Annotated in this window: 16 protein-coding genes and 1 pseudogene; all 17 read left to right on the top strand. The window is 55.0% G+C overall.

The window, feature by feature from the left end:
- Positions 1 to 2: 2 nt before the first annotated feature.
- Entirely contained in the window at positions 3 to 1,955 is a 1,953-nt protein-coding gene (locus tag Q1A59_RS15930) for a hypothetical protein (protein WP_298403001.1), read from the top strand.
- A 28-nt stretch (positions 1,956 to 1,983) separates the two neighbouring features.
- On the top strand, positions 1,984 to 4,467 hold the full coding sequence (locus Q1A59_RS15925; RefSeq protein ID WP_298403000.1) for a hypothetical protein: 2,484 nt from the start codon (positions 1,984 to 1,986) through the stop codon (positions 4,465 to 4,467).
- Between the two features lie 184 nt (positions 4,468 to 4,651).
- Complete coding sequence (locus Q1A59_RS15920; protein WP_298402998.1) at positions 4,652 to 5,818, top strand: DUF1624 domain-containing protein; 1,167 nt, start codon at positions 4,652 to 4,654, stop codon at positions 5,816 to 5,818.
- A gap of 220 nt (positions 5,819 to 6,038) precedes the next feature.
- A complete protein-coding gene (locus tag Q1A59_RS15915) occupies positions 6,039 to 7,148 on the top strand; it encodes a glycosyltransferase family 4 protein (RefSeq protein ID WP_299645226.1) in 1,110 nt (369 codons plus the stop codon).
- 23 nt (positions 7,149 to 7,171) lie between these two features.
- Entirely contained in the window at positions 7,172 to 8,632 is a 1,461-nt protein-coding gene (locus tag Q1A59_RS15910; protein WP_298402996.1) for a flippase, read from the top strand.
- 19 nt (positions 8,633 to 8,651) lie between these two features.
- On the top strand, positions 8,652 to 9,629 hold the full coding sequence (locus tag Q1A59_RS15905) for a glycosyltransferase family 2 protein (protein ID WP_298402994.1): 978 nt from the start codon (positions 8,652 to 8,654) through the stop codon (positions 9,627 to 9,629).
- A 13-nt stretch (positions 9,630 to 9,642) separates the two neighbouring features.
- A complete protein-coding gene (locus Q1A59_RS15900; RefSeq protein WP_298402992.1) occupies positions 9,643 to 10,971 on the top strand; it encodes a glycosyltransferase family 4 protein in 1,329 nt (442 codons plus the stop codon).
- A complete protein-coding gene (locus tag Q1A59_RS15895) occupies positions 10,971 to 11,957 on the top strand; it encodes a glycosyltransferase family 2 protein (protein ID WP_298402990.1) in 987 nt (328 codons plus the stop codon). Before Q1A59_RS15900 ends, Q1A59_RS15895 begins: the two co-directional genes overlap by 1 nt.
- Positions 11,941 to 13,113 (top strand): glycosyltransferase family 1 protein, encoded by a 1,173-nt coding sequence (locus Q1A59_RS15890; protein WP_298402988.1) that lies wholly within the window; start codon positions 11,941 to 11,943, stop codon positions 13,111 to 13,113. Before Q1A59_RS15895 ends, Q1A59_RS15890 begins: the two co-directional genes overlap by 17 nt.
- Before the next feature lie 48 nt (positions 13,114 to 13,161).
- Positions 13,162 to 14,379, top strand: a complete 1,218-nt coding sequence (locus Q1A59_RS15885) for a glycosyltransferase family 4 protein (protein ID WP_299645225.1) — start codon at positions 13,162 to 13,164, stop codon at positions 14,377 to 14,379.
- Entirely contained in the window at positions 14,360 to 15,301 is a 942-nt protein-coding gene (locus tag Q1A59_RS15880; protein ID WP_298402984.1) for a glycosyltransferase family 2 protein, read from the top strand. Before Q1A59_RS15885 ends, Q1A59_RS15880 begins: the two co-directional genes overlap by 20 nt.
- A 180-nt stretch (positions 15,302 to 15,481) precedes the next feature.
- Entirely contained in the window at positions 15,482 to 16,900 is a 1,419-nt protein-coding gene (locus Q1A59_RS15875) for an O-antigen ligase (protein WP_298402983.1), read from the top strand.
- A gap of 65 nt (positions 16,901 to 16,965) precedes the next feature.
- Complete coding sequence (locus tag Q1A59_RS15870; protein ID WP_298402982.1) at positions 16,966 to 18,534, top strand: sialidase family protein; 1,569 nt, start codon at positions 16,966 to 16,968, stop codon at positions 18,532 to 18,534.
- Between the two features lie 16 nt (positions 18,535 to 18,550).
- A complete protein-coding gene (locus Q1A59_RS15865) occupies positions 18,551 to 20,212 on the top strand; it encodes a hypothetical protein (RefSeq protein WP_298402981.1) in 1,662 nt (553 codons plus the stop codon).
- Positions 20,213 to 20,566: 354 nt separating this feature from the next.
- Positions 20,567 to 21,346 (top strand): alpha/beta hydrolase, encoded by a 780-nt coding sequence (locus tag Q1A59_RS15860; protein WP_298402980.1) that lies wholly within the window; start codon positions 20,567 to 20,569, stop codon positions 21,344 to 21,346.
- A 50-nt stretch (positions 21,347 to 21,396) separates the two neighbouring features.
- Positions 21,397 to 23,118: a PQQ-binding-like beta-propeller repeat protein gene (locus Q1A59_RS15855; protein ID WP_298402978.1), complete on the top strand. Its 1,722-nt coding sequence runs from the start codon at positions 21,397 to 21,399 to the stop codon at positions 23,116 to 23,118.
- Positions 23,119 to 23,230: 112 nt separating this feature from the next.
- Positions 23,231 to 23,822, top strand: a pseudogene (locus tag Q1A59_RS15850) (hypothetical protein); the annotation flags it as partial.

Here is a 23,822-nt window from a genome sequence, read left to right as displayed (position 1 = left end):
CTATGCACTACTTGCAGCGACCTGTCACTCGACGAGCGTTTCTGACCAGCACCCTCGCCGCTGCAGGTCTCGGAGGCATTGTAGCCTATGGCGCCGAACAATGGCCACTGCCTGCGCCAACCATATCGCCGTCGCCACCTGTTTCACTAGCGCCTGCCAACGGTTTTGCGCCATTGGCGTTGGTCACCGATCCGGCGCCGCACCCTGATTTCACGGCATACCTCGGCGAGATCCTGCGCGCAGAAGGGTTTTTGGGTCTGCGCCAGATCAGCCTACGCCAACTGGATCGCCCTATCGCAGCCGCCGTTATTGTGTTAGGATCGACACCCCTCAGTTTGGACAGCCAAGGATGGTTGCGCCAATTTGTCAGCGCCGGCGGTGGCTTAGTGGCGATTCGCCCCGATCCGGCGTTAGCAGAGGTGTTGGGCGTCAGGTATCTCGGCGCCAGTCAGATTGATGATACATGCAATCCAGCGCCAATAACCGGCATTGCTGGGCCGCTTCAGATCCATGCCGTATATGACCGGGTTGAATTGCGTGGGGCAGAGGCACTTGCAACTGCGAGCAATGGCGATCCGCTGGTAACCATCCATCGCTTTGGGCTGGGTACAGCCGCGCTCTGGACGTTCGATCTGGCGCAGACCATTGCCCTCATCCGGCAAGGCAATCCGGCGTGGGCCAATCAGGAACGTGACCTGATGGAGGGTCTGCGCGCCAGCGATCTCTTTGTAGGATGGATCAATCTTGAACGCATCGCCATCCCGCAAGCCGATGAGCATCAACGCTTGCTGAGCCGGGTCATTGACGAGATCAGCCCGCTGCCGCTCCCTCGGCTCTGGTATCTACCCGACAATGCCCCCAGTGCGATCATCGCCACCGGCGACGCGCATGGCAGCCGGGTGAACCATATCGAACAGTTGTTAGCGATCGTCGAACAACACGGCGGCACCGCTTCGATCTACTACACACCGCCGCCAGCGAACGCCAGCGGACGACTAGCGCGCAAGTTGCGCTGGACGCTCAGCCGAACACCACTGATCGGCTCGGCGCTCGGCGGAGCCGATTCGCTGCCGGGGCCGCATCACGTTGCTGCTTGGCGAGACCGCGGCCACGAATTCGGCATGCATCCGTATATCGAAGATGGATTGGAAGAAGGCTATTACCGGCACTGGAGTGAATTTCTCAAGCTTGGCTACGGGCCGCTACCGCCAACCGTGCGTACCCACCGCATTCTTTGGCACGGCTGGGTAGACAATGCGATTGTGCAAGCGCGGTACGGTATTCGCATGAATCTCGATCATTACCACAGCGGCCCGGCAGTGCGTAAACCCGACGGTACGTGGACAATGGGATATTTGAATGGGAGTGGCTTGCCGATGCGGTTTGTCGCCGAAGACGGCACGATCATCGATGTGTATCAGCAAGCCACCCATTTGGTTGATGAACATCTGATGCCGGTATTTCAAACCGGCTACGATGTGGGGCTTGACGGCGCAACCGCAGCCAATCAGACGATTGGACAAATTGCGGCCAGCATCGATCGCTACCCAGCAGCATTAGGTCTCCAATGCCACGTCGATCCGTTCTTGATCGGCGATCCAATCGCTGGCGAAGTGGCGCACTGGCTTGACACGACGCTGAGCTACGCCGCCGGCGCCAACATGCCTATCATCGCCGCCGAACGGTGGCTGCGCTTCATTGAAGCGCGCAATACCAGCGATCTCTGCAATATCGAATGGAATGGGCAACGACTGCGCGGGACGATCACCACACCATCAACACCCTTGCCGCTCACAGTCTTGCTCCCAGATAAACACCGCAACGCGCGGTTGCGCACGGTCACGTTCGCGGATGGCGAAGCGGCTACGCAACGGCGTGAGATTGCCGGCAGATTATATCGGGTGATCAGGCTAACCAGCGGACAACAGCAGTTGATCGCCGACTACGCCTCGTAATACGTTCATCAGTAAAGAGAGCTACGGCATGACATTTCCACCTCTACAATCGATCGGCAAGTACCTCGGACTTACGCTGCTGAGCGGCAGTATTCTCGCCCTCCAAATCACCTTCACTCGCATCTTCTCGTTAATGATCTGGCACCACTTCACCTATATGGTGATCGGCATCGCCTTGCTCGGCGGTGGGGCAGCCGGAACCTTTCTCGCTGTGCGCCGTTGGGGACCTGACAAGCTCCAGCAGCGTCTCGGCGGGTTGGCTTTGCTTTTCAGCCTTGCTAGTCTGAGCAATCTGATTGCGATTACGACCATCGCCATCGATCCACTGCGCGCAGCGCAGCTCGGCTGGACAATCATCGGTCTTGGCATCTACTTTACATGTCTCCTCGGCACGTTCTTTTCCGGTGGGCTGGTGATTGCCGCCATCTTTGGACGCTGGGCCGGCGCTGCCCACCGGCTCTATTTTGCCGATATGCTGGGGGCAGGCATCGCCACAATGACCGTCTTGTTCGTGATCCAGACGATCGGCGGCCCGGCGGTCATTGCCTTGATCGGCTTGATCGGTGCGTTGGCGGCAGTGCTGCTCGGCTACGAAGCCAAACCACGCCAGCGTTGGCTCTTGCCGGCCATTATTGGCGCGGAAGCGCTCATGTTAGCGGCATTGATCGCCCGCCCGCCCACACTCGCCATACCCGGCTCAAAAGAGCTGGGTTGGGCGATACAGGCGCAAGGAACCAGCCCCGAATTCACCCGCTGGGATCCGGTTGGGCGGGTGGATGTGATGCCAGAGATTACCGTCACTGAACCGATGATCGTCGGTGCGGTCAGTTCAAGCTACCCGTTAGACAATCGGCCAGAGCTGCCGCTGAAACTGGTGACGATTGACGGCACGTCGATGACTGGGATGTACCGGTTTGATGGCAGCGATGCCGATCTCGAACGTTTCCGCTTCCTCAACCACGCAGTGATCAGTGCCGTGTACCAACTCGGCAATGAACGCCCGCGCACCTTGCTGATCGGGGTTGGCGGTGGTCTCGATATTCTGCTGGCCCGTCTCTATCAGGCTAAGCAGATCACCGCGATTGAACTCAACCCCACCATTGTCAGCCTCTTACGCGATCGTTACGCCGACTACACCGGCCGGCTCGCTGAGCACCCCTCAACCGAGTTGATCGTTGCCGAAGGACGGAGCTTTCTCAGTCGTACCACCGAGCAATACGACATCATTCAAGGGATTGGCCTCGACAACTTGGCCGCATTGTCGGGCGGGGCCTACGTACTCGCCGAGTCATACCTCTACACGGTTGATGCGCTCGAACAAGCGTTGAACGCGCTCACCCCAAACGGCATCTTCTCGTGGACACGCGATGTCAACAGTCCGCCGCGCGAGATGCTGCGCTTAACCGGACTGGCGGCGGAAGCGTTGCGCCGGATGGGGGTGAGTGATCCGGCGGCCCATATCGCGATCATCGCCAACGAGAGCGGGGTCAATGCCACGTTGCTGGTCAGCCGGTCGCCGTTCCAGCCGGAACAGATCGAACAGTTGCGCGCGTGGGGTGCGGCGAACAACTTCACGATGCTGCACGACCCGTTGGTACGGTTGAATACTCCCTTTGCCGATTACTTGCACGCTGCCGATCCACGAGCTTTTGAGCAAGCCTATCCATTCCAAATCTTTCCAGTGACCGATGACAACCCCTTCTTCTACAACTACTTCCGCTGGGAAAACCTGCACTTCGATCGCAGTTATGAAGGGCGGCTCAACCGTTTCCCGATCGGCAACCTGATCTTGTTGACCATGGCTATCTTCGCGCTTGGCGCAGCGGCAGCGTTTATTGTGTTACCGTTGGCGCGCTACCAGCGCGATGGCCTGCGTATGACCGGCGCCATCTCGACGTTGGCCTACTTCAGTTTGCTTGGCGCCGCCTATATGTTCATTCAGATTGTGCTGATCCAGCGCTTTACGCTCTTTATCGGCTACCCGATCCATGCGACAACCACGACCATTGCTAGTATGCTGGCCTTTGCCGCATTGGGCAGCCTGTTGGGCAGCAAACGCATTAGAACCGCCAATGGGCTACGGCTGGCATTGATCGGCATTGCGGCGCTAACGGTGATCTATATCGTTGCGCTGCCGCCGATCTTCGCAGGGTGGATGCACTGGCCTGATTTGGCACGGATCGTCGCCAGCATCTTCATCATCGCGCCGCTAGCCACTATGCTCGGCATCCCTTTCCCGGCAGGTTTATGCCAACTCAATGCGCGCGCGCCGGGGCTTGTGGTCTGGGCATGGGGTATGAACGGCGTCTTCTCGGTGCTCGGCTCAGTATTGGTGATCGTGGTCAGCATGGCGAGCAACTTCACCACCGCGATGCTAAGCGGCGCCGCCGGCTATGCGCTAGCGGCTATGGTTAGCGGCACGCTGTGGAAGGTAGCAGTGCGCGATTCAGCCAGTGTCAGCGCAACAGCTAAAGTTACCGCTGACACACCGGTGCAGCCAGTCACAAGATAATCGCAGTCGGGGACGGAGCTTTTCACGCTAAACAACACTGGTCGGATCGTGTGTTGATAAGGTGCGGCAGTTTTTCTGCCGCGCTCCATAAATTATAGATAGCACACGGCGGTGGAACTGCCGCACTCCATAACGGTCGTTACCGCATCAGTTGAGCAACTCCACTCTCCTCAGGAGGACACCTATGCGCACTGTCAGTCTTGTCGCCGAAGCGCAGCCAACCGTTGCCGAGCGCAGCGCCAGCAGTGCGCGCATAGTCGCGATCGATGCACTGCGCGGCGTGGCGCTGATCTTGATGGCGCTCGACCATAGCGCCTTCTTTGTGGGGGCCGGGCTACAGGCCGAGTCGTATGGTGGCCTACCGGTAGTGTTGCAAAGTCCCGCTTACTGGTTGAGCGGGTTGCTTACCAATCTCGCCTCGCCAATCTTCTTCTTTCTGGGGGGGTATAGTTTAGCGCTCTACGCTGCGGCCCAGACCCGGCGCGGACAACCGCCGCAAGCTACCACCAGATTTATGCTCATCCGGGCGCTAGTCATTCTCGCCCTCGATCTGACGGTCTGCGCGTGGTTCTGGAGCGGCGCCACGCCCTACGTGCATGTGTTGACCAGCATCGCCGCGGCGATGTTCATCCTCGCCGGCTTGCGGCACTTCTTAACGCCACGCCAAATCGGCCTCGTCGCCATCATCACCTTGCTGATTCATCAAGCATGGATTGGCTTAATGGCGAGCGACCTCACGGCGAATGCGCCGCAACCCTTTTGGCAAGCGTTCTGGCTGACCTATAGCTACGACACCAACCCAGCGATCGGCTTTGCCGTCTTAGGGTGGGGGCCGCTGCTCTGGTTGGGCTATGCGCTGGGGCATGGACAAGAACAGCCAGCCTTGCGCCAGCCGCAACGTTGGGCGCAGATTGGGGTAGGGTTGCTCATCCTCTGGCTCGTGCTGCGACTCATCGGCGGGTTTGGCGATCTCGGCACGGTTGCTACGATTGGCGGCACCCCCGCTCACTGGTTGATCATGAGCAAAGCGCCCCCTAGCCTGAGCTACTTCGCCTTCAACCTTGGCATTGCGGCCCTGATCCTCGCTTGGATGTATGCCACCCCGCGCCTCTTCACCACCGGCTGGCTGCGCTGGCTGCCGATGGTAGGTCAAGTCTCGCTCTTCTTCTACGTCACCCACATCATCATCTACCACCTCGTCGCCCTCGTTATGAACCAACTACCGCTGAGCGGGCCGCGCATCATCTGGGGCTACAGCGCGTGGTTGGTTGGGCTAGCCGTGCTGGTGCCGCTTGGCTACTGGTACCGCCGGCAGCGCAAGCGGTATCCACGGGTGTTAAGCTACCTGTAAAGAAGCACTTTACTGCTCGCTAACACACAAAGCGATTGTAGCCGTTCTGAGCAGCGATGACTGGCGGTACCACACGTGGATTGCTATAGCTTGATAGTCACAATCCAGCTCTTATCCATACGCTATAGAAGGAGGTTTACAGGCTGATATGACAATGGCGTCATCTGGCCACTGCTTTTCGTTTAGCAGGCTGTCAGCCGATAGTGATAGGGTATAAACGATGAACGATCAACTGCCACGTACATTAATTATCGCAACCAATACGTCGATGCCAGAGCTAGCGGCAGCAGTGCGCGATGGTAAACACCAGCGGGTTGACTACCTCGAACTATCAACTCGCTTTGGCAGTCGGCACATCGATTACGGCATCGTCCGCGCCAACCCGATACTACAACGGCTAGAGGCGTGGCTACGAATGGATTTGCGGTTGGCATGGCAGGTTTTGCAACGGGTGCGACGTGAACGATACCAAGCGGTCATTAGTCTTTCCGAGCGAGTAGGGATACCGTTGGCACTCTTACTACCTAGGAACGTGCGCCATCTGGTCATCTTCCACCACGGCATGTCGGAGCATAAATTGCGTTTGATCAAGGGATTGGGCTTACAACGACGCTGGGATGTGATAGCAGCGATTAGCCAAGCCGAGGCAGAAGGGATGCGACAGGCGCTGAAGATGCCGGCGGAACGAGTAGTAGCCTTGCATACCCCGGTTGACACCAATTTTTACCGGCCACAACCGGCTACGTCGCCGGCCAGTGTTGTGCAGAGCCTTGGTCTCTCGCATCGCGACTACCCAACCTTGATTCAGGCGATGCGGCGGCTGCCACACATTCCTTGCCACCTGCGGGTGGGGAGTAGCTGGGTGAGCGGGAAAGCAGGATACGAAAACGAGACGCTACCGACCAACATCAGCCTACAACCATTTGTGCCACCGGAAAGGTTACGCAATTGTTACATAGAAAGCCGGATCGTGGTGGTGCCGATCAAGGCCAGCACGCAATGGAGCGCCGGCTGCACCTCGGTGCAAGCGGCGCAGGCAATGGGACGACCAGTCATCGCCACGCGCCGTCCGGGGCTGCGCGAATATGTGGTTGAGGGTGAGACCGCCCTGCTTGTTGAACCGGGCAGCGTTGAACAGATGGTTACTGCGATTACCACCCTCTGGGACGATCCAGTGCGTGCCGAGGCAATGGGGCAGGCCGGACGCCAGTTAATGGAGGAGCGGTTTACGCTTGATCAGTGGTTGATGCGAGTGGAAACATTGGTGCAGTGGATGGTGGCGTATCCGAAGCCATATTCACAATTCAGTAATGTGACCATTACGCTATAGCACACGATAGGAAGCGCCGTTTTATGCAGCAGAGCATTGGGCAACAGATTGCACGAAATTCCATCGCTGGCGTTATCGGCCAGATTACGCTGCGTTTTATCTCATTTGGCTACACCATTGCAATTGTACGGCAATTAGGCGATGAGAATTTTGGCGAGTATTCCACCGCACTGGCGCTCATCGGGATTTTAACTATCCTCGCTGATCTTGGCATGGCCAACTACGTTGTGCGCGAAGTAGCCAAGGATCGCAACGCCATCAGCAAGTTGTTCGGCAATATGATTGTGCTCCGCTTAATCCTTGGGTCAGCCGTCTTTTTTATCAACATCCTTGCCGGTTATATACTTGGTTATAATTCAACGATCATTTTCTACATCGCACTCGGCAGTATTGGGCTATTTCTTTATGCGCTTTATGGCCCGCTCGATGCAATCTTGCAAGGTCTTGAGCGAATTGATCTATCTGTTCAGCTTACGATCATCAACCAAGTTATCATTATTTTGATTGGCAGCGTCTTACTCTGGCAAGGTTGGGGGGTGGTTGGCGTCTTCATAGCATCATACATTGCCACCATCATTGTGACAGTTATCGCATGGAATAAAACCACAAAACTAACCAAGCTATCAATCAATATAGATAAAAAGCAATGGTATGCACTGCTGTTGGCTGGCTTTCCGTTCGCGGTCACGATCTTTGCAACCATGTTATCATTTAAAGTTGACACCGTATTACTCTCATTATGGCGACCAAGCACCGAGATAGGTTGGTACAACGCCGCGTATAACCTTATTTTTGCCCTCATCAGCCTTTCTGCCAGCTTCATCGGCGCGCTAGTGCCATCGTTATCGCGCCACTATCAACAAGATGTGCAAGCCGTTCAACAATTCTTTCTACAAACTGTCAAAATCCTATGGATTATCTCGTTGCCCATATCAGTGGGCGTCACGATGGAAAGCGAAAAGATTGTTCTACTCCTATACGGCAGTGAATATTTAAATGCTGCACGCATTCTACACATTCTGATTTGGGTATTACCGATTCTCAACATCACCGCACTCTGCGGTTCCATCACCACGGTTCTTCACCTTGAACGCGCAACTGCTCGCATCAATCTCATCAACGCTTTATTCAACATTACTCTTAATCTCCTCATTATTCCGCATTTCGGAGTAATTGGTGCAGCTATCACGACAGTTATCACTGAATTTGTTGGATTTGTCCAGTATACGTGGTTATTACATGACAAGATCCCGATCAAAAATATCATTTCCACCTTCAGCAATACCATCATTCCAGCGGGGTCGATGATCCTTGTGCTCTGGCTTAACCACCATCTCGACATCTTCCTGACCATACCACTGGCCGCAGTGACCTATCTCGGCATCACTTTTCTTACCGGTGGATTACGAATCGCCGAAGTGCAGATTATCGTCAATACGATTGCGCAAGCGCTGCGTAAACGGGCAGTAGCAAGCACAAAGTAACCATTACGTAGAGGGTGTTATGATTGCAATAAGCGTGGTCATCCCCACTTACAACCGGCTATCAACCCTTGAGCGTTGCCTTGCAGCGCTTGAACAACAAACCCTACCCCGAGCACAGTACGAATTGATCGTGATCGATGACCATTCGACCGATCAGACACCAGTGGTTATGAGCCAGCGACCGGGTATTCGCTTCTTTCGCCAACCGCGTAATGCCGGGCCAAGCGCAGCGCGCAACGTAGGGATACAAGCAGCGCAGGGAGATTGGATTGTGCTGTTGGGCGATGATATTGTGGCGACACCCAACCTACTTGAACAGCATCTACAGGTTCATCAAGAAGTACAGGGAGAACATATTGCGGTGCTTGGGTATACGCCGTGGGGGGAAGATGAAGAGATCACACCCTTAATGCGCTATCTCATAAGTGGCGGCACCTTTCAACAATTTCGATATTATGACATTCACGACCCAAACAATGTCTCATACGAGTTTTTCTATACGAGCAATATCTCATTAAGCCGCCAGTTCTTACTTCGCTACGGCTTATTCGATGAAGAATTTCCGTATGCATATGGCGAAGACACGGAACTTGCCTACCGTCTTAGCCGTCACGGCCTACGCATCATCTTTCGACGCGAGTTGCTCGCGCGTCACTACCATCCAACCAGCTACGTTAGTGCGCGGCGACGAGCGATCTTATCAAGTCAAATCACACTGATAATGGCGCGTAAACATCCTGAACTTGTTGACCTGAGCGTCATAGCTCACTCATCAAAACCACGGATTCGCACAATGATCAAACGTTTTGTCACCGAGCAATTTATTGATCGCTTGCTCGACATAGCCGATCGCCAGCGTTGGGATCATCCATTGTTAATGAAATTGTTTGATTGGAATCTCAGCTCGCACCAATTTTGGGCCTTGATGGATCTTGTTCAGCAGGAGCGATCGGCGCTGAAACAAACAACCGCTGTCGGCAGAACAACCGTTTCGTAAGCAAGGAGGGTCTGTGCGTATTTTGTTAGCTGTTCATCACTTCCCTCCCAAGTACAGCGCCGGCGCCGAGTTGTACACAATGCAATTGGCGCGCGAGCTGTTGCGGCGTGGTCACGAGGCCGAAGTAGTTTGTGTCGAGACGCTCGCGACCACCCAACCCTTCGGGGTGCGAGCCGAACCGGATCGCTACGAAGGGATTCCGGTATGGCGCTTACACCTTGGCCTGCGCGACGCACCGGCCAACTGGAGCTACGCCAACCCGGCGATTGAGGCATGGTTGCGCGAACGGATGCGCATTTGGCAGCCAGACATTATGCACCTGCACGGCGGTTATCTCATTGGCACCGGCGCAATCACGGCGGCGCATGCGTTGGGCATCGCTACTGTCGTAACCCTCCACGACTACTGGTTTCTCTGCCCGCGCATCACCCTGCTGCGCGGCGATGGTTCGCTCTGCCAGCAACCGCCGGACGACCCTGCCGCATGCGCATGGTGTTTGCAACTCGACCGGCGACGCTACCGCTTGCCGGAACAGATCAGCGGGGGCTGGGCTGGGAGGGCGTGGATCAAACTGGCCGGCAAGGATGGCAGGGATGAACAACAGGCGCGGCGCGATACATTACGATCTGCGCTGGCCAAGGTGGATATGATCATCGCGCCTTCGCGTTTTTTGGCCGGCTTATTTAGTGAGATAATAGCACCAGAGCGGTTAACCATCTTACGCTATGGCTTTGACACTTCGCGTTTTGCGCTCGTTTCGCCAATACAAACGGGAAACAGATTGCGACTAGGCTATATCGGCCAGATCGCGCCGCATAAAGGCGTGCATTTGCTCATTACCGCATTGAATAGCCTACCATACAATGATGTGACCGCTGAATTGACCATCTTTGGCAATCCTGAGCAACACCCAGCGTATACCCGCTATCTGCGCCGACTGATCGGCGACAACCCGCACATCCATCTGGCCGGCAAGTTTCGTCACGATCAATTACCAACAGTCTTGAGTAGCGTTGATGTGGTAGTCGTGCCATCGATCTGGTACGAGAACAGCCCGCTCAGCATTATTGAAGCGCATGCCGCCGGACGACCGGTGGTTACGTCGCGATTAGGCGGCATGGCCGAACTGGTGCGCGATGGCGTTGATGGTTTGCACTTCACGCCGAACGACAGCCGCGATTTGGCCCGCCAGTTACAGCGATTGCGGACAGAAAAGGGCTTGTTACAGCGATTGCGGGATGGCATCCAGCCCCCGCCATCGATTGACGACGAAATGCATGCGTTGTTGGAGCGTTACACCGCGCTATTCGAGCGGCGCGGCGTAGAGCGAGGAAGAGTCTGATGAAGCCGCGTGTCGCCATTATTGTGCTGACCTACAACGGCATCGCCGACACCTTAGCCTGCCTCGCTTCGCTCTACCGCTTGAATTATCCCTCTGAGCGGTACGAAGTAGTAGTGGTTGATAATGCGTCACGCGATAGCACTCCAGCACAGGTACGTAGCGCGTTCCCACAAGCGATCGTGATCGAAAACGGCGCGAACCTTGGCTTTGCCGCCGGCAACAACGTTGGCTTACGCTACGCGCAAACGCATGGGTACGACTACGCACTGCTGCTCAACAACGATACCGAAGCGGCACCGGACATGCTCGAACAGCTGGTAGCAACCGCTGAGGCTGATCCAGCGATAGCCGCAGTGGGGCCAATCATCTACTACTACGACGCGCCGCAGCGGGTCTGGTCGGCGGGTGGCTACATCGACTGGCGGCGCGGCATTTGCCGCATGGCTGGCGAAGAGGAGGATCGCGGCCAATATCCGGCTCGCACGGTTGATTTCATCACCGGCTGCGCGATGTTGATCCGGGTGGCGGTGCTAGGAAAGGTTGGCCTGCTCGACGAACGCTTTTTTATGTACTTTGAAGAGACCGAATGGTGTGTACGAGCCACGCGGGCCGGGTACGCTTGCTCCTTCACCCCAGCAGCCAAGGTCTGGCACAAGATCCCGCTCAACGCCCGCTTTGACCGCGAATATCTCGCTTACTACATGACGCGCAACCGGCTGCTCTTCTTGCGAGCCACGCGGGCCAACTGGCGCACGTGGCTGGATGCGCTCATGCTGCAAGACCTACGCACCTACTTCAGTCTGTGGCTCCGTCCCAAGTGGCGGACACGCAAAGGCCGGATCGGGATGGGGTTGGGGTGGTTCGATTTCTGGCGAGGAAGGTTTGGGCCGGCACCAACAGCATATCACCGGTACCTCGAATTGGGCAATCATCGATCAGACACGCGATCATCGCCAAAGGATACGCTCTATGCGAATCGGACTTGATGTACGGTACTTGTCCCATAGATTAGTGGGTGGCGTGCGTAACTATGTAGCACAATTCACGGAAACGCTCGTCCATGTGGCATCTGAGCATGATATTGTACTTTATGCTGACACAAAAGCGCCTTTTGAGTTACAAAATCTACCAAATAATGTAACAGTTCGTTTGTTGCCTTGGCATGGGCCGCAATCGAGTATTTATTACGATCTTTTTCTCAAAAAGTACATGCAGCAAGACCATCTAGATATCGTACATTTTACCAGCAATTACGGTTTCGGTCCACAAGGAAGCTATTGTGTGATTACGCTCCACGATGAGATTAACCTCTTGCCACTGAGAGAAATTATTGCCGGGCATAGAAAAACACCGCGGGTCATTGCCATGATGACGTATCTCCATCTCATGACACGGGCAGCGGTGCAAAAAGCCGATCTCATCATTACGGCATCAGAATATTCGCGCCAACAAATTATTCGTTATTCTGGCATCTCACCGCAACGAATCACAGTCGTCCATCATGCCTGTCCGCGTGACATTCAACGAATTGAAGATCCCGTAGTCTTACGTGATGTCCGGCAACGATTGAATCTCAACAAACCATTCGTTGTCGCAGATGCTTTCAAAAATCCGGGGGTCTTAATCCGAGCTTGGCAACGACTGCCACAACCTATCCGAGACCAATATGAAATCATCTTCTTTTCTCGCTCGCCAGATGTATTACCAATCGTGCATAAAGCCATCCGGGCTGGATTTGCACGCATGTTCGTTCGACCACAATATTCCGATCTCAGTGCGCTCTACACCATGGCTACAGTCTTTGTCTTTCCATCGTGGATCGAAGGTTTTGGCATCCCACTCGTAGAGGCAATGACCTGTGGCACACCCATTATTGCCTCCAATCGAGGATCAATTCCTGAGGTAGTCGATCAAGCGGGATACATTATCGATGCAGAAGACGATCAGGCACTTGCCCACTTGCTGGTTGAACTCTTGACTAATCCTGAGGCCGCTGAAACCTTACGCCAACGAGGATTTGCACGAGTTAAGCAATTTTCTTGGACACAAAACGCTCAGCGTGTCATCGAACTATACCATTCATTGCTCACAGCCCGCCCAAGTCAACCCAGCGCACGTTTGCCCAAAGAAGGTTCTCTCTAAGGTGGTGTCACCCGCAGCTAGCGTCAGATCGATATCGAGGACAATCCCATGCGCATCCTCATCCTTTCAACGTGGTGGCCTGAACCGGACGACAACGGCTCGCGCTTGCGGGCGATGGCAATTCTGCGCGGACTAGCCGCTCGGCACGAACTGCATCTGCTAGCCTTCAGCCAAGGGCCAGCCACTAAGGTGCAAACAACCGAAATCAGCCGGCTGTGCCGATCATGGCAAGCCTTTGAGCGGCCCGATCGACCCTTGACCTTGAGCGATCGGTTAGGCAGCATCACCAGCTCGAAGCCGGCGTCGGTGCGGGTACGCTGGAGCACAGCCTTTGCCGAGGCAGTGGTAGCAGCGGCAAAGCGCTGGCAACCGGATGTGGTGTTAGCGATGCAGATTGATGTCGCCGCATATGCCTGCCTCGTACCTAATACTCCGCTAGTGCTGGAGGAATTGGAACTTGCTTCCATCCTCGAAAGTTATCGCCACCAATCGGGCTTGGACCGGTTGCGCAGTCTGCTGACGGCTACCCAGCATCGCCGCTACGTATCAACCATCTTGCCGGCGTTTGCGGCTGTTACTACCGTTTCCGAACGAGAAGCAGAACTTGCCCGCCAGATTGTCGGATCACAACGTCCGGTCATCACGGTCATTCCCAACGGGGTTGATAGCGCCGCTTGTGCCGCTTACGGCTACCGGCCCGAACCTGACACGCTGATCTACCCCGGCGCGCTCTCGTACAGCGCCAATTTCGACGCAGTCGATTATTTCCTGCGCTCTATCTGGCCATTGATCCGTGCCCGTCATCCGCAAGCGCGCTTCCGCATCACCGGCAGAGTCACCGATGAGCAGCGCGCAGCACTGCCGAACATGCCGGGGGTTGAGTATACCGGCTACGTGGACAACATCCGTGACGTGATTGCGCGCCATGCGGTGGAAGTGACACCAATCCGGGAGGGCGGCGGCACACGGCTCAAGATCCTCGAGGCGCTAGCGTTAGGGGTACCAGTGGTGAGTACGAGCAAAGGGGCGGAAGGGCTAGAGCTGATTGACGGCAAACACCTGCTGCTGGCCGATACACCGATGGATTTTGCCCGCGCTACGAGCCGCTTGCTCACCGACCCGCCGCTCGCCCGCCGGCTCGGCGAAACTGGACGGCAGGCGGTAGCAGTGCGCTACGATTGGCGGGTGATTGTGCCACGCTTAAACGATATGCTGGAAGAAGTTGCCCAACCAAGGAAGCTCCGCTATGACATGGCCCGTGCCTGATATCAGCATCATTATTGTCAACTGGAATACCCGCCAACTTCTACTCGACTGTCTAGCAGTGCTACCGGCGGCTACCGCCGGCATCGAGAGCGAGGTCTGGGTGGTTGACAACGGCTCGCGTGATGGCAGCGTTGCAGCGGTGGCCGCTGCCTTCCCCGACGTTTTCATCATTGCCAACCCCGACAACCGTGGCTTCGCCACCGCCAACAATCAGGCCATCCGGGCTAGCAGCGGGCGGTACGTCTTCCTACTCAACAGCGACACCATTGCCCAACCTGAATCGATCACCCGGCTGGTACACTTCCTCGACGCTCACCCCGAAGTTGGCGTGGTTGGGCCGCAATTACTCAACGCTGATGGATCATTGCAGCCGTCATGGGCCATGTTCCCGAACCTCCTCACCGAACTGACTGGCAAAAAGATCCGGTGGCGGCGGCGGTACCCCACTAAAGACGGCGCGACGGCATACGCAACCGACTGGCTTGACGGTGCGGCTTTGCTCTTGCGGCGCGAGGTCGTGAAACAGGTCGGCTTGCTGGACGAAGCCTATTTTATGTATACTGAGGAGGTAGACTGGTGCTACCGGATCAAGCGGGCCGGCTGGCAGATCTGCTACCTTCCTTCATCCTCGATCATCCATTTCGGCGGCCAGAGCAGCAAACAAGCGGTCACGCGCATGAAAGCCGAGCTGTACTTCAGCAAACTGCGCTTCTTCGCCAAACACTACGGCCAAACTGCGGCGTTGCTGTTAGGAATAGGATTGCAAATCATCTTTTTCGGCAAAGTCGCGATTGGCAGCGTCTTGGTTGCTACCGGCGGCGGCCACCATCGTACCGGCGAGCAATTTGTGCGCGATGGCGGCCTGCTGTGGGCTGCGATTGGGCGGCGAGTGCAGCAACCGGTTGCACCGGAGCAGTTTTAAGGGCATTGTCGCATAGCCCTCGCTCCAGCCTTCCCCTGCTAGGAGGGGGTGCCACTCACCGCTGGGGAACGGGGATCGATTACTCGGCGCGCAATGACAATTGGGAGCGTAGAAGATGTCTTTGGCACATCCGGTGGCGCTCAAGGACAACATAGTAAATTAAGACCGTACCTAATAGCTATGCTTTCTTTCCTCCGTCATATCGAAACCCCGCCTTGGCTCGAACGCCTGCCGCGCCCGCTGATCATCGGCGGCGTGGTCAGCGGATTAGCCGTGTACAGCCTCGCCATCGGTGCGATGTTCGGTACCAATCGGCAGCTGATTGGGTTAGCGTTGTTGGCGCTACCGCTTGGACTGATCGGCCTCACCCTCCTCCTCTACCGGTTTGAATGGTTTGTGTTGATCTTACCGCTCACTGGCCTCGCCATGCGGCCAATCTCTGTACCGGCAGGCAACGGTAGTGAGCTACCGATCAGTATGTTGCTAACACTTGCCCTCAGCGGTATCTGGATCTTAGCCATGATCACACGGCGGACGTGGCTACTTGCGCCGTCGCCGCTCAACAAACCACTTCTGGCTTTCATGTTCATCTGCATCTTCTCTGTACTATGGGGCATCTTATGGGCCGACCCTATTCTCAACTGGCGGATTATGGGCAACTTTCGCTTTGCCCAGATCGCATCGTTGTTATCATTTCTCGGCCTACTGAGCATACCGCTCTTGGTTGGTCGCTTTATCCAGCATGAATGGCAAATCAAAGCCTATTTGGGCATGTTTATCGTCTGTGGCGGATTAATGACCATATTCCTCATTTTTGGGATCAATGAATACCTCCTCGTCGCCCAAGGTCTTTGGGGATTATGGTTTGCCCTGTCGCTCGCCGGCATCATCTACTTGCAACCCAACGTCCACTGGGGTTGGCGACTAGCTGGCAGCGCCTTCCTAATGTGGCATCTCTGGCTAGCAGCAGTGCGCAATTCGCTCTGGATCTCAGGCTGGTTGCCGACAATCGTGGGCTTATTGGCGATGGCCTTCTTTGCCTCTCGCCGCATCTTCTTCATCTTAGTAGCGATTGTTATCTTGAATGTAGCGATTGGACCGGGCCAAGTCTATATTGATCAAGTGATCAACGATAACATTGAGGAGGGAGGGTTAGGCCGGCTCGAAATTTGGGAGCGAAACCTTTCGATTGTAAAGCAGCATTGGCTATTCGGCACCGGTGTTGCCGGCTATGCCCCCTACAATATGACCTATTATCGGGAAGATGCTCGTTCAACCCACAACAACTACTTCGATATTTTGGCGCAATTTGGTGTGGTTGGCTTTAGCATCTGGATCTGGTTCGCCATCGCCAGCCTCTGGTACGGCTGGCGCACGATTCAGCTTGCACCGCCGGGTATCTTGCGCACGACTGCGATCGTAGCAACTTCCGGCTGGGCCGCCGCTCAATTCTCAATGATGCTAGGTGATTGGGTACTCCCATTCCTCTACAACCAAACGGTAGGCGGCTTCAAATACACGATGCATAGCTGGGTCTTTGTCGGACTTTTGATCAGTATAAGGCAGAAAATCGACAAGTTGTCTCTTGAGCAATCATGAATAAAAACATTTTTCAAACCCTGTGTATAACATGCTTCACACTCATACTCTGGATAACACATTCCGTGGCCGCTCAGCGTAGCAACTGGAGCACACCTATCGAGCTGTCGCCGCCTCATTCAGCCGCCAACACGGACCAAACGCGGAGCTATGGCTCATCGTGGTTTCCTGACATTACCACCGACCATAATGGCCGGCTGGCGGTCACGTGGTACAGTGGCATCGCGATTGATCCCAAAGAAGGGGGCGTGCTCGATCTCTTGATGTATCGGGAATACAGGAATGGGCAATGGACAGCCCCAATAGAACTGTTTGCCCCAGCTACCGGTGGACTCACCGTGCGTCACAGCATCCTTGCTGGGCGGGATGGCAAATTACATCTCTTCTACCGGCTAGGGATGGCGATTGTGTACACCAATGCGCCATTTGCCATGGCCCGCTTCCCCCAATCGTGGAGCGAACCAAAACGGATCAGCGGGAGCGACCCAACCTACTATGTTGCGGCGGCGACGGATAGTAAGGGAGGGTTACATGTCATCTACTCGGAAAATGTCCCGGACGATCCTAGCAAGCCAAACACGGCATGTAGCGGATGCAGTGATCTTTTCTACCGGCGATCGGTTGACGGTGGGCAAACATGGTCAACCCCTATCAACCTATCTCAATCACCCGATGGGATCACACATCCGCAAATCAAGATTGACGCATTCGATCGGATTCACATCGTTTGGAACGAAGGAATAGATACGTTTGTAGGTAGCGGCCAACCCCATCGCGGCGTGTACATCCGATCTGATGACGGCGGCAACTCGTGGGTTGATCGATACTACTTCGAGCTGCCATCGTCGGCATACAATGCGCTGCTCCGACAAATGGCAAGCGCCGGCATATCACCAACGACCTTAGCTTATCCTAAAGCAGTCGTACAAACTGCACTCGGTGTCGACAACCAAGGCAACCCGCTGGTCGTCTTCCGTGGCGCGCATTACGACCGTATCTTCAGCCAATTCTCACCAGACGGCGGACGCAACTGGCTACCGGCGCAAGAACTGATCGGTCTTGTGGCACGAGCAACCACGTATGACAATTATTCGCTGACTACTGATAACGCCGGCAATATCCACCTTGCGGCGTGCGCCTACCAAGCGAACGAACAAATCGACACCTTCACGCCACCCACCTTATGGCATCTGGTCTGGAGCAGTCAGCGCTGGAGCATGCGTGAAGTCATTATGCAGAATGAGCTATACCCTGAATACCCAAAGATCATCACGAGCAACGGCAATCAGTTGCACGTCGTTTGGTTTACGCGCAACCGAGACGATATCTTCACCAGCGAACGGTCAAAGTACCGCGTTTGGTACAGCCAGCGTAGTTTGAACATACCAGCAGCGACGGCGCTGCCGACCTTTACACCGACTGCAACGATTTTCAACCAAATCCCCATCACAGCTACACCAACCCCCGCACCGACTGCGACACCATTGCCGGCCAACATTACGCAAGCGCCACCTATGACAAGCAGGCCCATCTGGGAAAGCGCGGCGCTTATCGTGATTGGCAGCTCACTGCTGATACCGATTGCACTCATTAGCCTCATCGTATTTGTCCGCTGGCGATTAACCAGACAGTAACTGACAGGGAAACACTATGAGCATGCAGAGCAAACCGCTCCAATCAGATATACACACCGTCGTGAAAGTACGATTCTGGGATCAAGAAATTACGTATATTACGATGTTTATCACATGCATTATCATCATCGCTGCACTTCCAACGATCTTCGCCTATATGACCACACCGGATGATCGGTTTTTCACCGGTGTTGTCTATAACATTCCCGACCACAATCAATATTTTGCATGGCTGCGCGATTTTCAACACCAACATTTAGCCGCCAATCGATTAACGGCTGAACCAAATGAACCAGCTCTATTCCATCTGTTATGGTGGGTAAGTGGTAAATTCAGCGCTCTATTCAATTTATCTTTTAGTGTAATGTTCAATATTCTCCGCATTATAGGCGGGATCACCTTACTTATAACCGGATACCTCTTTTTTCGTTTCACCATAACCCATCCAGTTCAACGTAAACTTGCATTCATACTCTTTGCCACTGGCGGTGGGCTAGGTATGATTTGGGTTGTTATCAAATACATCCAACAGCTAGAAGAAGCGCCGTTTCCGTTTGACATATACACATCAGAACCCAATAGTTTCTTTTTAGCCCTAGCGTTTCCCCACTTTGCCATTGCATTATCGCTGATCATAGGGGTAATAGGTTTCACATTGCTTGCTTACCAACGGCAGCAACTACGCTACGCAGTCGCTGCCGGTATCTGCGGCTTCCTCATCGGATTACAACATGCCTACGACATACTGACCATTGCTACCGTGCTCGGCACATTTGGCATACTCATTTGGTGGCGAGACCGCCGGTTTCCCACGTTTCTCTTTCAATGCGGGATCATCATCGCTATGTTCACAGTTCCGCCGGGCGCCTATCTATCGTGGCTGGTGCTTAACGATGTCACGTGGGGCGGTAAGCTAGCCCAATTTGATAATGCCGGCGCGTGGACGCCAAACCTGTTGCATCTACCCATTTTGTTAGGAGTACCGTTCCTGCTGGCCCTTGCCAGCTTTCGTCCACGGATGCTGCGCAGTCAAGACAACGCTGAATTACTGTTTACTGCTTGGTTTTTAGTTCATTTTGTATTGGCCTATTTACCGGTTAGTTTTCAGATCCACCTTCTCCTTGGTTGGCAAGTACCGATTGCAGCGTTAGCCGCTCGATTCATCCACACCAACCTTTGGCCTTGGGCACGACAACGGTTTGGCAAGATGGGGGTCATCACTACAACAACGGCGATTCTCACGCTCGCTATGATCACAAATATATACCTTGTCGCATGGCGGATCATTGATCTTGGCCGGTATCAGCAACCCTACTTTCTGAGTAGCGACGAGGTTGCAGCGCTAGAATGGCTGGCCAACCATACCACTAAAGACGATGTGGTACTAGGTGTGCTCGAAATTAACCAACATGTACCACCATGGACGGATGCCCATGCGTTTCTCGCTCATTGGGCCGGCAGTCTTGATTACTATGCTAAGATTGACATGGTAGCTAAAGTACTCGATCCAAATACACCATCTGCGGAACGTAATACGATTTTGAGTATGTACAATGTACGATACATTATTGTCCGCGAGCAGGACGTTAACCGCGAACAATTTAACGCAGCAACTAACTCAGAATTAACACTCGTTTTTAATCAAGGATCAGTAGCTATCTATCAGCGAAAACGATGAATATCAGTATTGGCGATAGCATTGCAGTGATAAGACGACAGGAATGGAACGAGTATCGTTTATATAAACTACCAACTTGTTATCAATCTCATCCTCTAGCAACATCAAATAAGTACTATAGTACTATTTCAAATATCACACATAGGCGGTTATTATAAGCATACTTCTCTCTTCCCAACTCGCTATTGCCATTCTCAACCGAAGCTCTTACGAAATAGGAGTTGCTGTTATGAACATGCATCAATTCCGCTCATTACCGCCTAGCAATGAATGAGCGCGACGGTATCGCTCGAAAGCGTGTTGATAGCGCGATTATCGCTTTGGCCCCACAGAGCACAACGATTCTGTAGCGTCGTGTGGTGGCTGTTCACACTGTTGATCGTTGCCGGCTGCACTGCCACCGCCCGCCCGGAGGCCCGGCCAACCCCTCACCTCGACCCGATCAGTGCCGAGCGGCGCGAAGTGCGCTTCAGTGCTGATGACGGCATCACCCTTGCCGGCGAGTTGACCCTACCACACCAACCCGCCCTGCCACCATTGGTGGTGATCATTCACCATTCCGGGCCGGTTGATCGTGACGCTTACGGCTATCTGGCCGAGCTGCTGGTTGCGCGCGGTTATGCCGTCTTTCGTTTCGACAAACGCGGCACAGGTGCGAGCGGTGGCGCGTATGGCTGTTGTGAAGCAGCAGACGCGCTAGCCGCCTATCGCGCAGCGGTGGCCCAACCCGGCATCAACCAGCGGCGGGTGTTTCTTGTGGCGCAGAGTATTGGCACGCGCTATGTCGCGGCCTCGTTCGCTGAGTATGTCGCCGCGACGTCGCCTTGCGGGGTAGCACTGCTCTCAAATTTGCTCGGCCCCGATGAGATTACTGCCATTGCTGCACCTATTCACGTGATCGTGGCCGACAGCGAACCCGATCTGCAACACATCGGCCCAGACGCCGTCGTCGCCCACAACGCGCGCTGGCCCTACGGGGCAAGTCTCTACATTGCCGAAGGCGCCGAGCATACCCTCTTCGATATTCGTGATGGCCCGATCGACTGGAGCAACCCGAACTGGGTGCAGCGCTATCATCGGGGGGCGATGGCGAGTTTGTTAGAATGGCTGGATCAGACCCAGTGCCGGTTCTAAGCTTTGAGATTCTAGCAAGACCATAATTGCCCGACCGAGGAGGGATATATATGGGACGCATTTTGAGCCTCCTAATCGCATTGGCTATGCTCAGTAGCGCTTGCGGCCTCGGCGTCACTGCGCCAGCCGCGTTAGTTACTTCTTCACCAACACCTACGATCAACGTTGCATCAACCCCAACACCTATCGTCGTCAACATTCCGATCATTTTTAGCCCTTCGCGCGCAAGTGGTTGGAATCAGCTTGGCGGCAATCCCCAACGCACCGGATACGTCGAAGCCACCTTACCCCCACGGCGGGGCGCAATGTATCAAGACTGGAGCATCCGCTGGATTTGGAACGGCCCGAATGGCGACAGTGGCGCAACGCCAGATCATCTAAGCCTTCCCGATGGCGTCGCGCCGGTGGCTGGTAACGGCCGGCTATACGTTGGTCATAGCGATGGCATTGTACGGGCCATTAATATCGCGAATGGCCAAGTGGTATGGAGCACCACGATCGGCGGGGTCATCCGCGATACCGGTGCGTATGATCCGCTAACCGACTCTGTCTTTTTTGCCTCGACCAATGGCCGGATTGCACGGCTGCGCGCTACAACCGGCGAAATCCTCAATCAATTTGACACCGGCGGTTCGATCGAGCAGGCGGTGCTCCTCGTCAATGACACAGTCTATATCGGTAACATGATTGGACGGCTGTACGCGCTTCATAGCCAAACCTTGCAGCAGCGCTGGATGTACAACGCCGGGGCTGCGATTAGCGCTTCTGCGGCCTATGCCAGTAAAAACGGCGGCCTGATCATCTTTCCATCAGAAGATGGGTTTGTCCATGCGGTGCGCGCCGTCGATGGCCAACGAGTATGGCGGGTAGCGGTAAACGCAGCGCTCCGTCCATACCGGGCTGCATCAGCAACTACGCCAGAACGGCCAGCGCGGCGCTTTCCCGATGTCTACCCAGTCGTTGCTGAACAAGCTGACGTGGTGATTGTTCGCTCATATTTCGATTGGCACCTCCAGTGGACAATCAGAGAAGGTGCGCCGGTGGATCAAAACGAAATCCGGCGATTCCTTGAGCAGAATCCGAACCATCAATCGTTGTTTGTGCTTGATCTCGATGATGGTGCTCGCCGATTCACGGCACCCGTGTTCGGCGGCGGGATCGGCAATGGCGGTTATTTCTATTCATCACCACCAGCCGTCGTCGTCAAACGTTTGCCCGATGGAAGTGACGTAGCGTATCTGCACTGGAGGAACCGATCGGCGTGCTCGCCACCGAGTTGTGTTAGATTAGATGACACGACCTTCGGCGAAATGAATCTCACAACCGGCGTTATTCGCTACGTGCAAGACCACAAGGATGAGGGGATGATCCGGCTGCCCACCGATGAACAAAGCGCGATCACCATGGTGGGAAATGTCCTGTTCCACTCACATTGGATGGCTCTCGCCGCGCTGCGGATTACCGATCGCACAATTGGCGGCGATACGTTTGCCAATCCGATTCCCACCACTGAATACCTGTTGATGACCAATACCCTTGCCCAAGGGCAATGTCCAAAGCGTAACAGCGTGCTGCGCTATTGCCCGGAAGCGCATCAAGCGCCAGAAGACACCTATCTGCTGGATCCGGGATTTTATTTGTACTATCACAACCGAAACGTCTACGATCAATTCTGGCATCCCCCGGTGCGCGGCCCCATCTTTCATGATGGCGTGTTGTACTGGCGCAGTGTTGACGGCGCAATCGTAGCCTTGGCGCCGAATCAGCCATGACGAGGCGCTTAACAATGACAGAATCTTCACCAGAGTTTGGAAAAGATTCAAAAGCTATTAAACTCCTCCCCTTACACTATATGCGTCACTTACGCAGAGGAGGGGATCATCCGTGCAGTTAAGATACATCTCGCCAAAACTCGACCGGATCGCTGGTTCGCTGGTTAGCACGATAGCGCTACTTTGGCTGATCGGCAGTTTGGTTCCACCTAACTCAGTTTCAGCCACGATTCCGAACCGGCAGCCGTGGGTACATCAACCGGGAACATGCCCCCCAACGCTAGAGGGGGCCGTGTTCGGCCTTGCCGGCGACGCCTGCGGCGGTAGCGGCACCAGCTTTGACACCACCCAAATCTACGGTCATACCCTCATCCGCGACGAAGCCTCACCGACCGCTCCCTGCGAAGGCGGACGCATCGGCGGCCGCTGCTATCGCATATCGCTGCCTCCCGTGTCATACGCGATGCCGCCTCGACCTCGCCAGATGGAATCAACTGGACGCGGATTGCGACGTTTAGCGATGGCTCGGTGCTCGGCGGTACAACCCGGCCCCTTCGGCGATTTTGACGACAACAACGTCGGTGTGCCAATGGTGATCAAAGACGGCGCGATCTACCGGATGTGGTTCGAGGCCAACGGCTACGATACAGGTTACACCACTGGCTACCTCGTCTCAACTGATGGTCGCAACTGGACGCGTGCCG

Source organism: uncultured Chloroflexus sp. (genome assembly GCF_937951745.1).
Classification (GTDB): Bacteria; Chloroflexota; Chloroflexia; order Chloroflexales; family Chloroflexaceae; genus Chloroflexus.
Note: the sequence above shows the minus strand (reverse complement) of the source record. Positions and strands in the feature narration are given on the sequence as shown.

Coding starts and splice junctions, on each gene's coding strand:
- Q1A59_RS15895 (WP_298402990.1), top strand. CDS start 10,971: ATGAAGCCGCGTGTCGCCATTATTGTGCTGACCTACAACGGCATCGCC.
- Q1A59_RS15880 (WP_298402984.1), top strand. CDS start 14,360: ATGACATGGCCCGTGCCTGATATCAGCATCATTATTGTCAACTGGAAT.
- Q1A59_RS15930 (WP_298403001.1), top strand. CDS start 3: ATGCACTACTTGCAGCGACCTGTCACTCGACGAGCGTTTCTGACCAGC.
- Q1A59_RS15915 (WP_299645226.1), top strand. CDS start 6,039: ATGAACGATCAACTGCCACGTACATTAATTATCGCAACCAATACGTCG.
- Q1A59_RS15855 (WP_298402978.1), top strand. CDS start 21,397: ATGGGACGCATTTTGAGCCTCCTAATCGCATTGGCTATGCTCAGTAGC.
- Q1A59_RS15910 (WP_298402996.1), top strand. CDS start 7,172: ATGCAGCAGAGCATTGGGCAACAGATTGCACGAAATTCCATCGCTGGC.
- Q1A59_RS15925 (WP_298403000.1), top strand. CDS start 1,984: ATGACATTTCCACCTCTACAATCGATCGGCAAGTACCTCGGACTTACG.
- Q1A59_RS15890 (WP_298402988.1), top strand. CDS start 11,941: ATGCGAATCGGACTTGATGTACGGTACTTGTCCCATAGATTAGTGGGT.
- Q1A59_RS15875 (WP_298402983.1), top strand. CDS start 15,482: ATGCTTTCTTTCCTCCGTCATATCGAAACCCCGCCTTGGCTCGAACGC.
- Q1A59_RS15920 (WP_298402998.1), top strand. CDS start 4,652: ATGCGCACTGTCAGTCTTGTCGCCGAAGCGCAGCCAACCGTTGCCGAG.
- Q1A59_RS15865 (WP_298402981.1), top strand. CDS start 18,551: ATGAGCATGCAGAGCAAACCGCTCCAATCAGATATACACACCGTCGTG.
- Q1A59_RS15905 (WP_298402994.1), top strand. CDS start 8,652: ATGATTGCAATAAGCGTGGTCATCCCCACTTACAACCGGCTATCAACC.
- Q1A59_RS15885 (WP_299645225.1), top strand. CDS start 13,162: ATGCGCATCCTCATCCTTTCAACGTGGTGGCCTGAACCGGACGACAAC.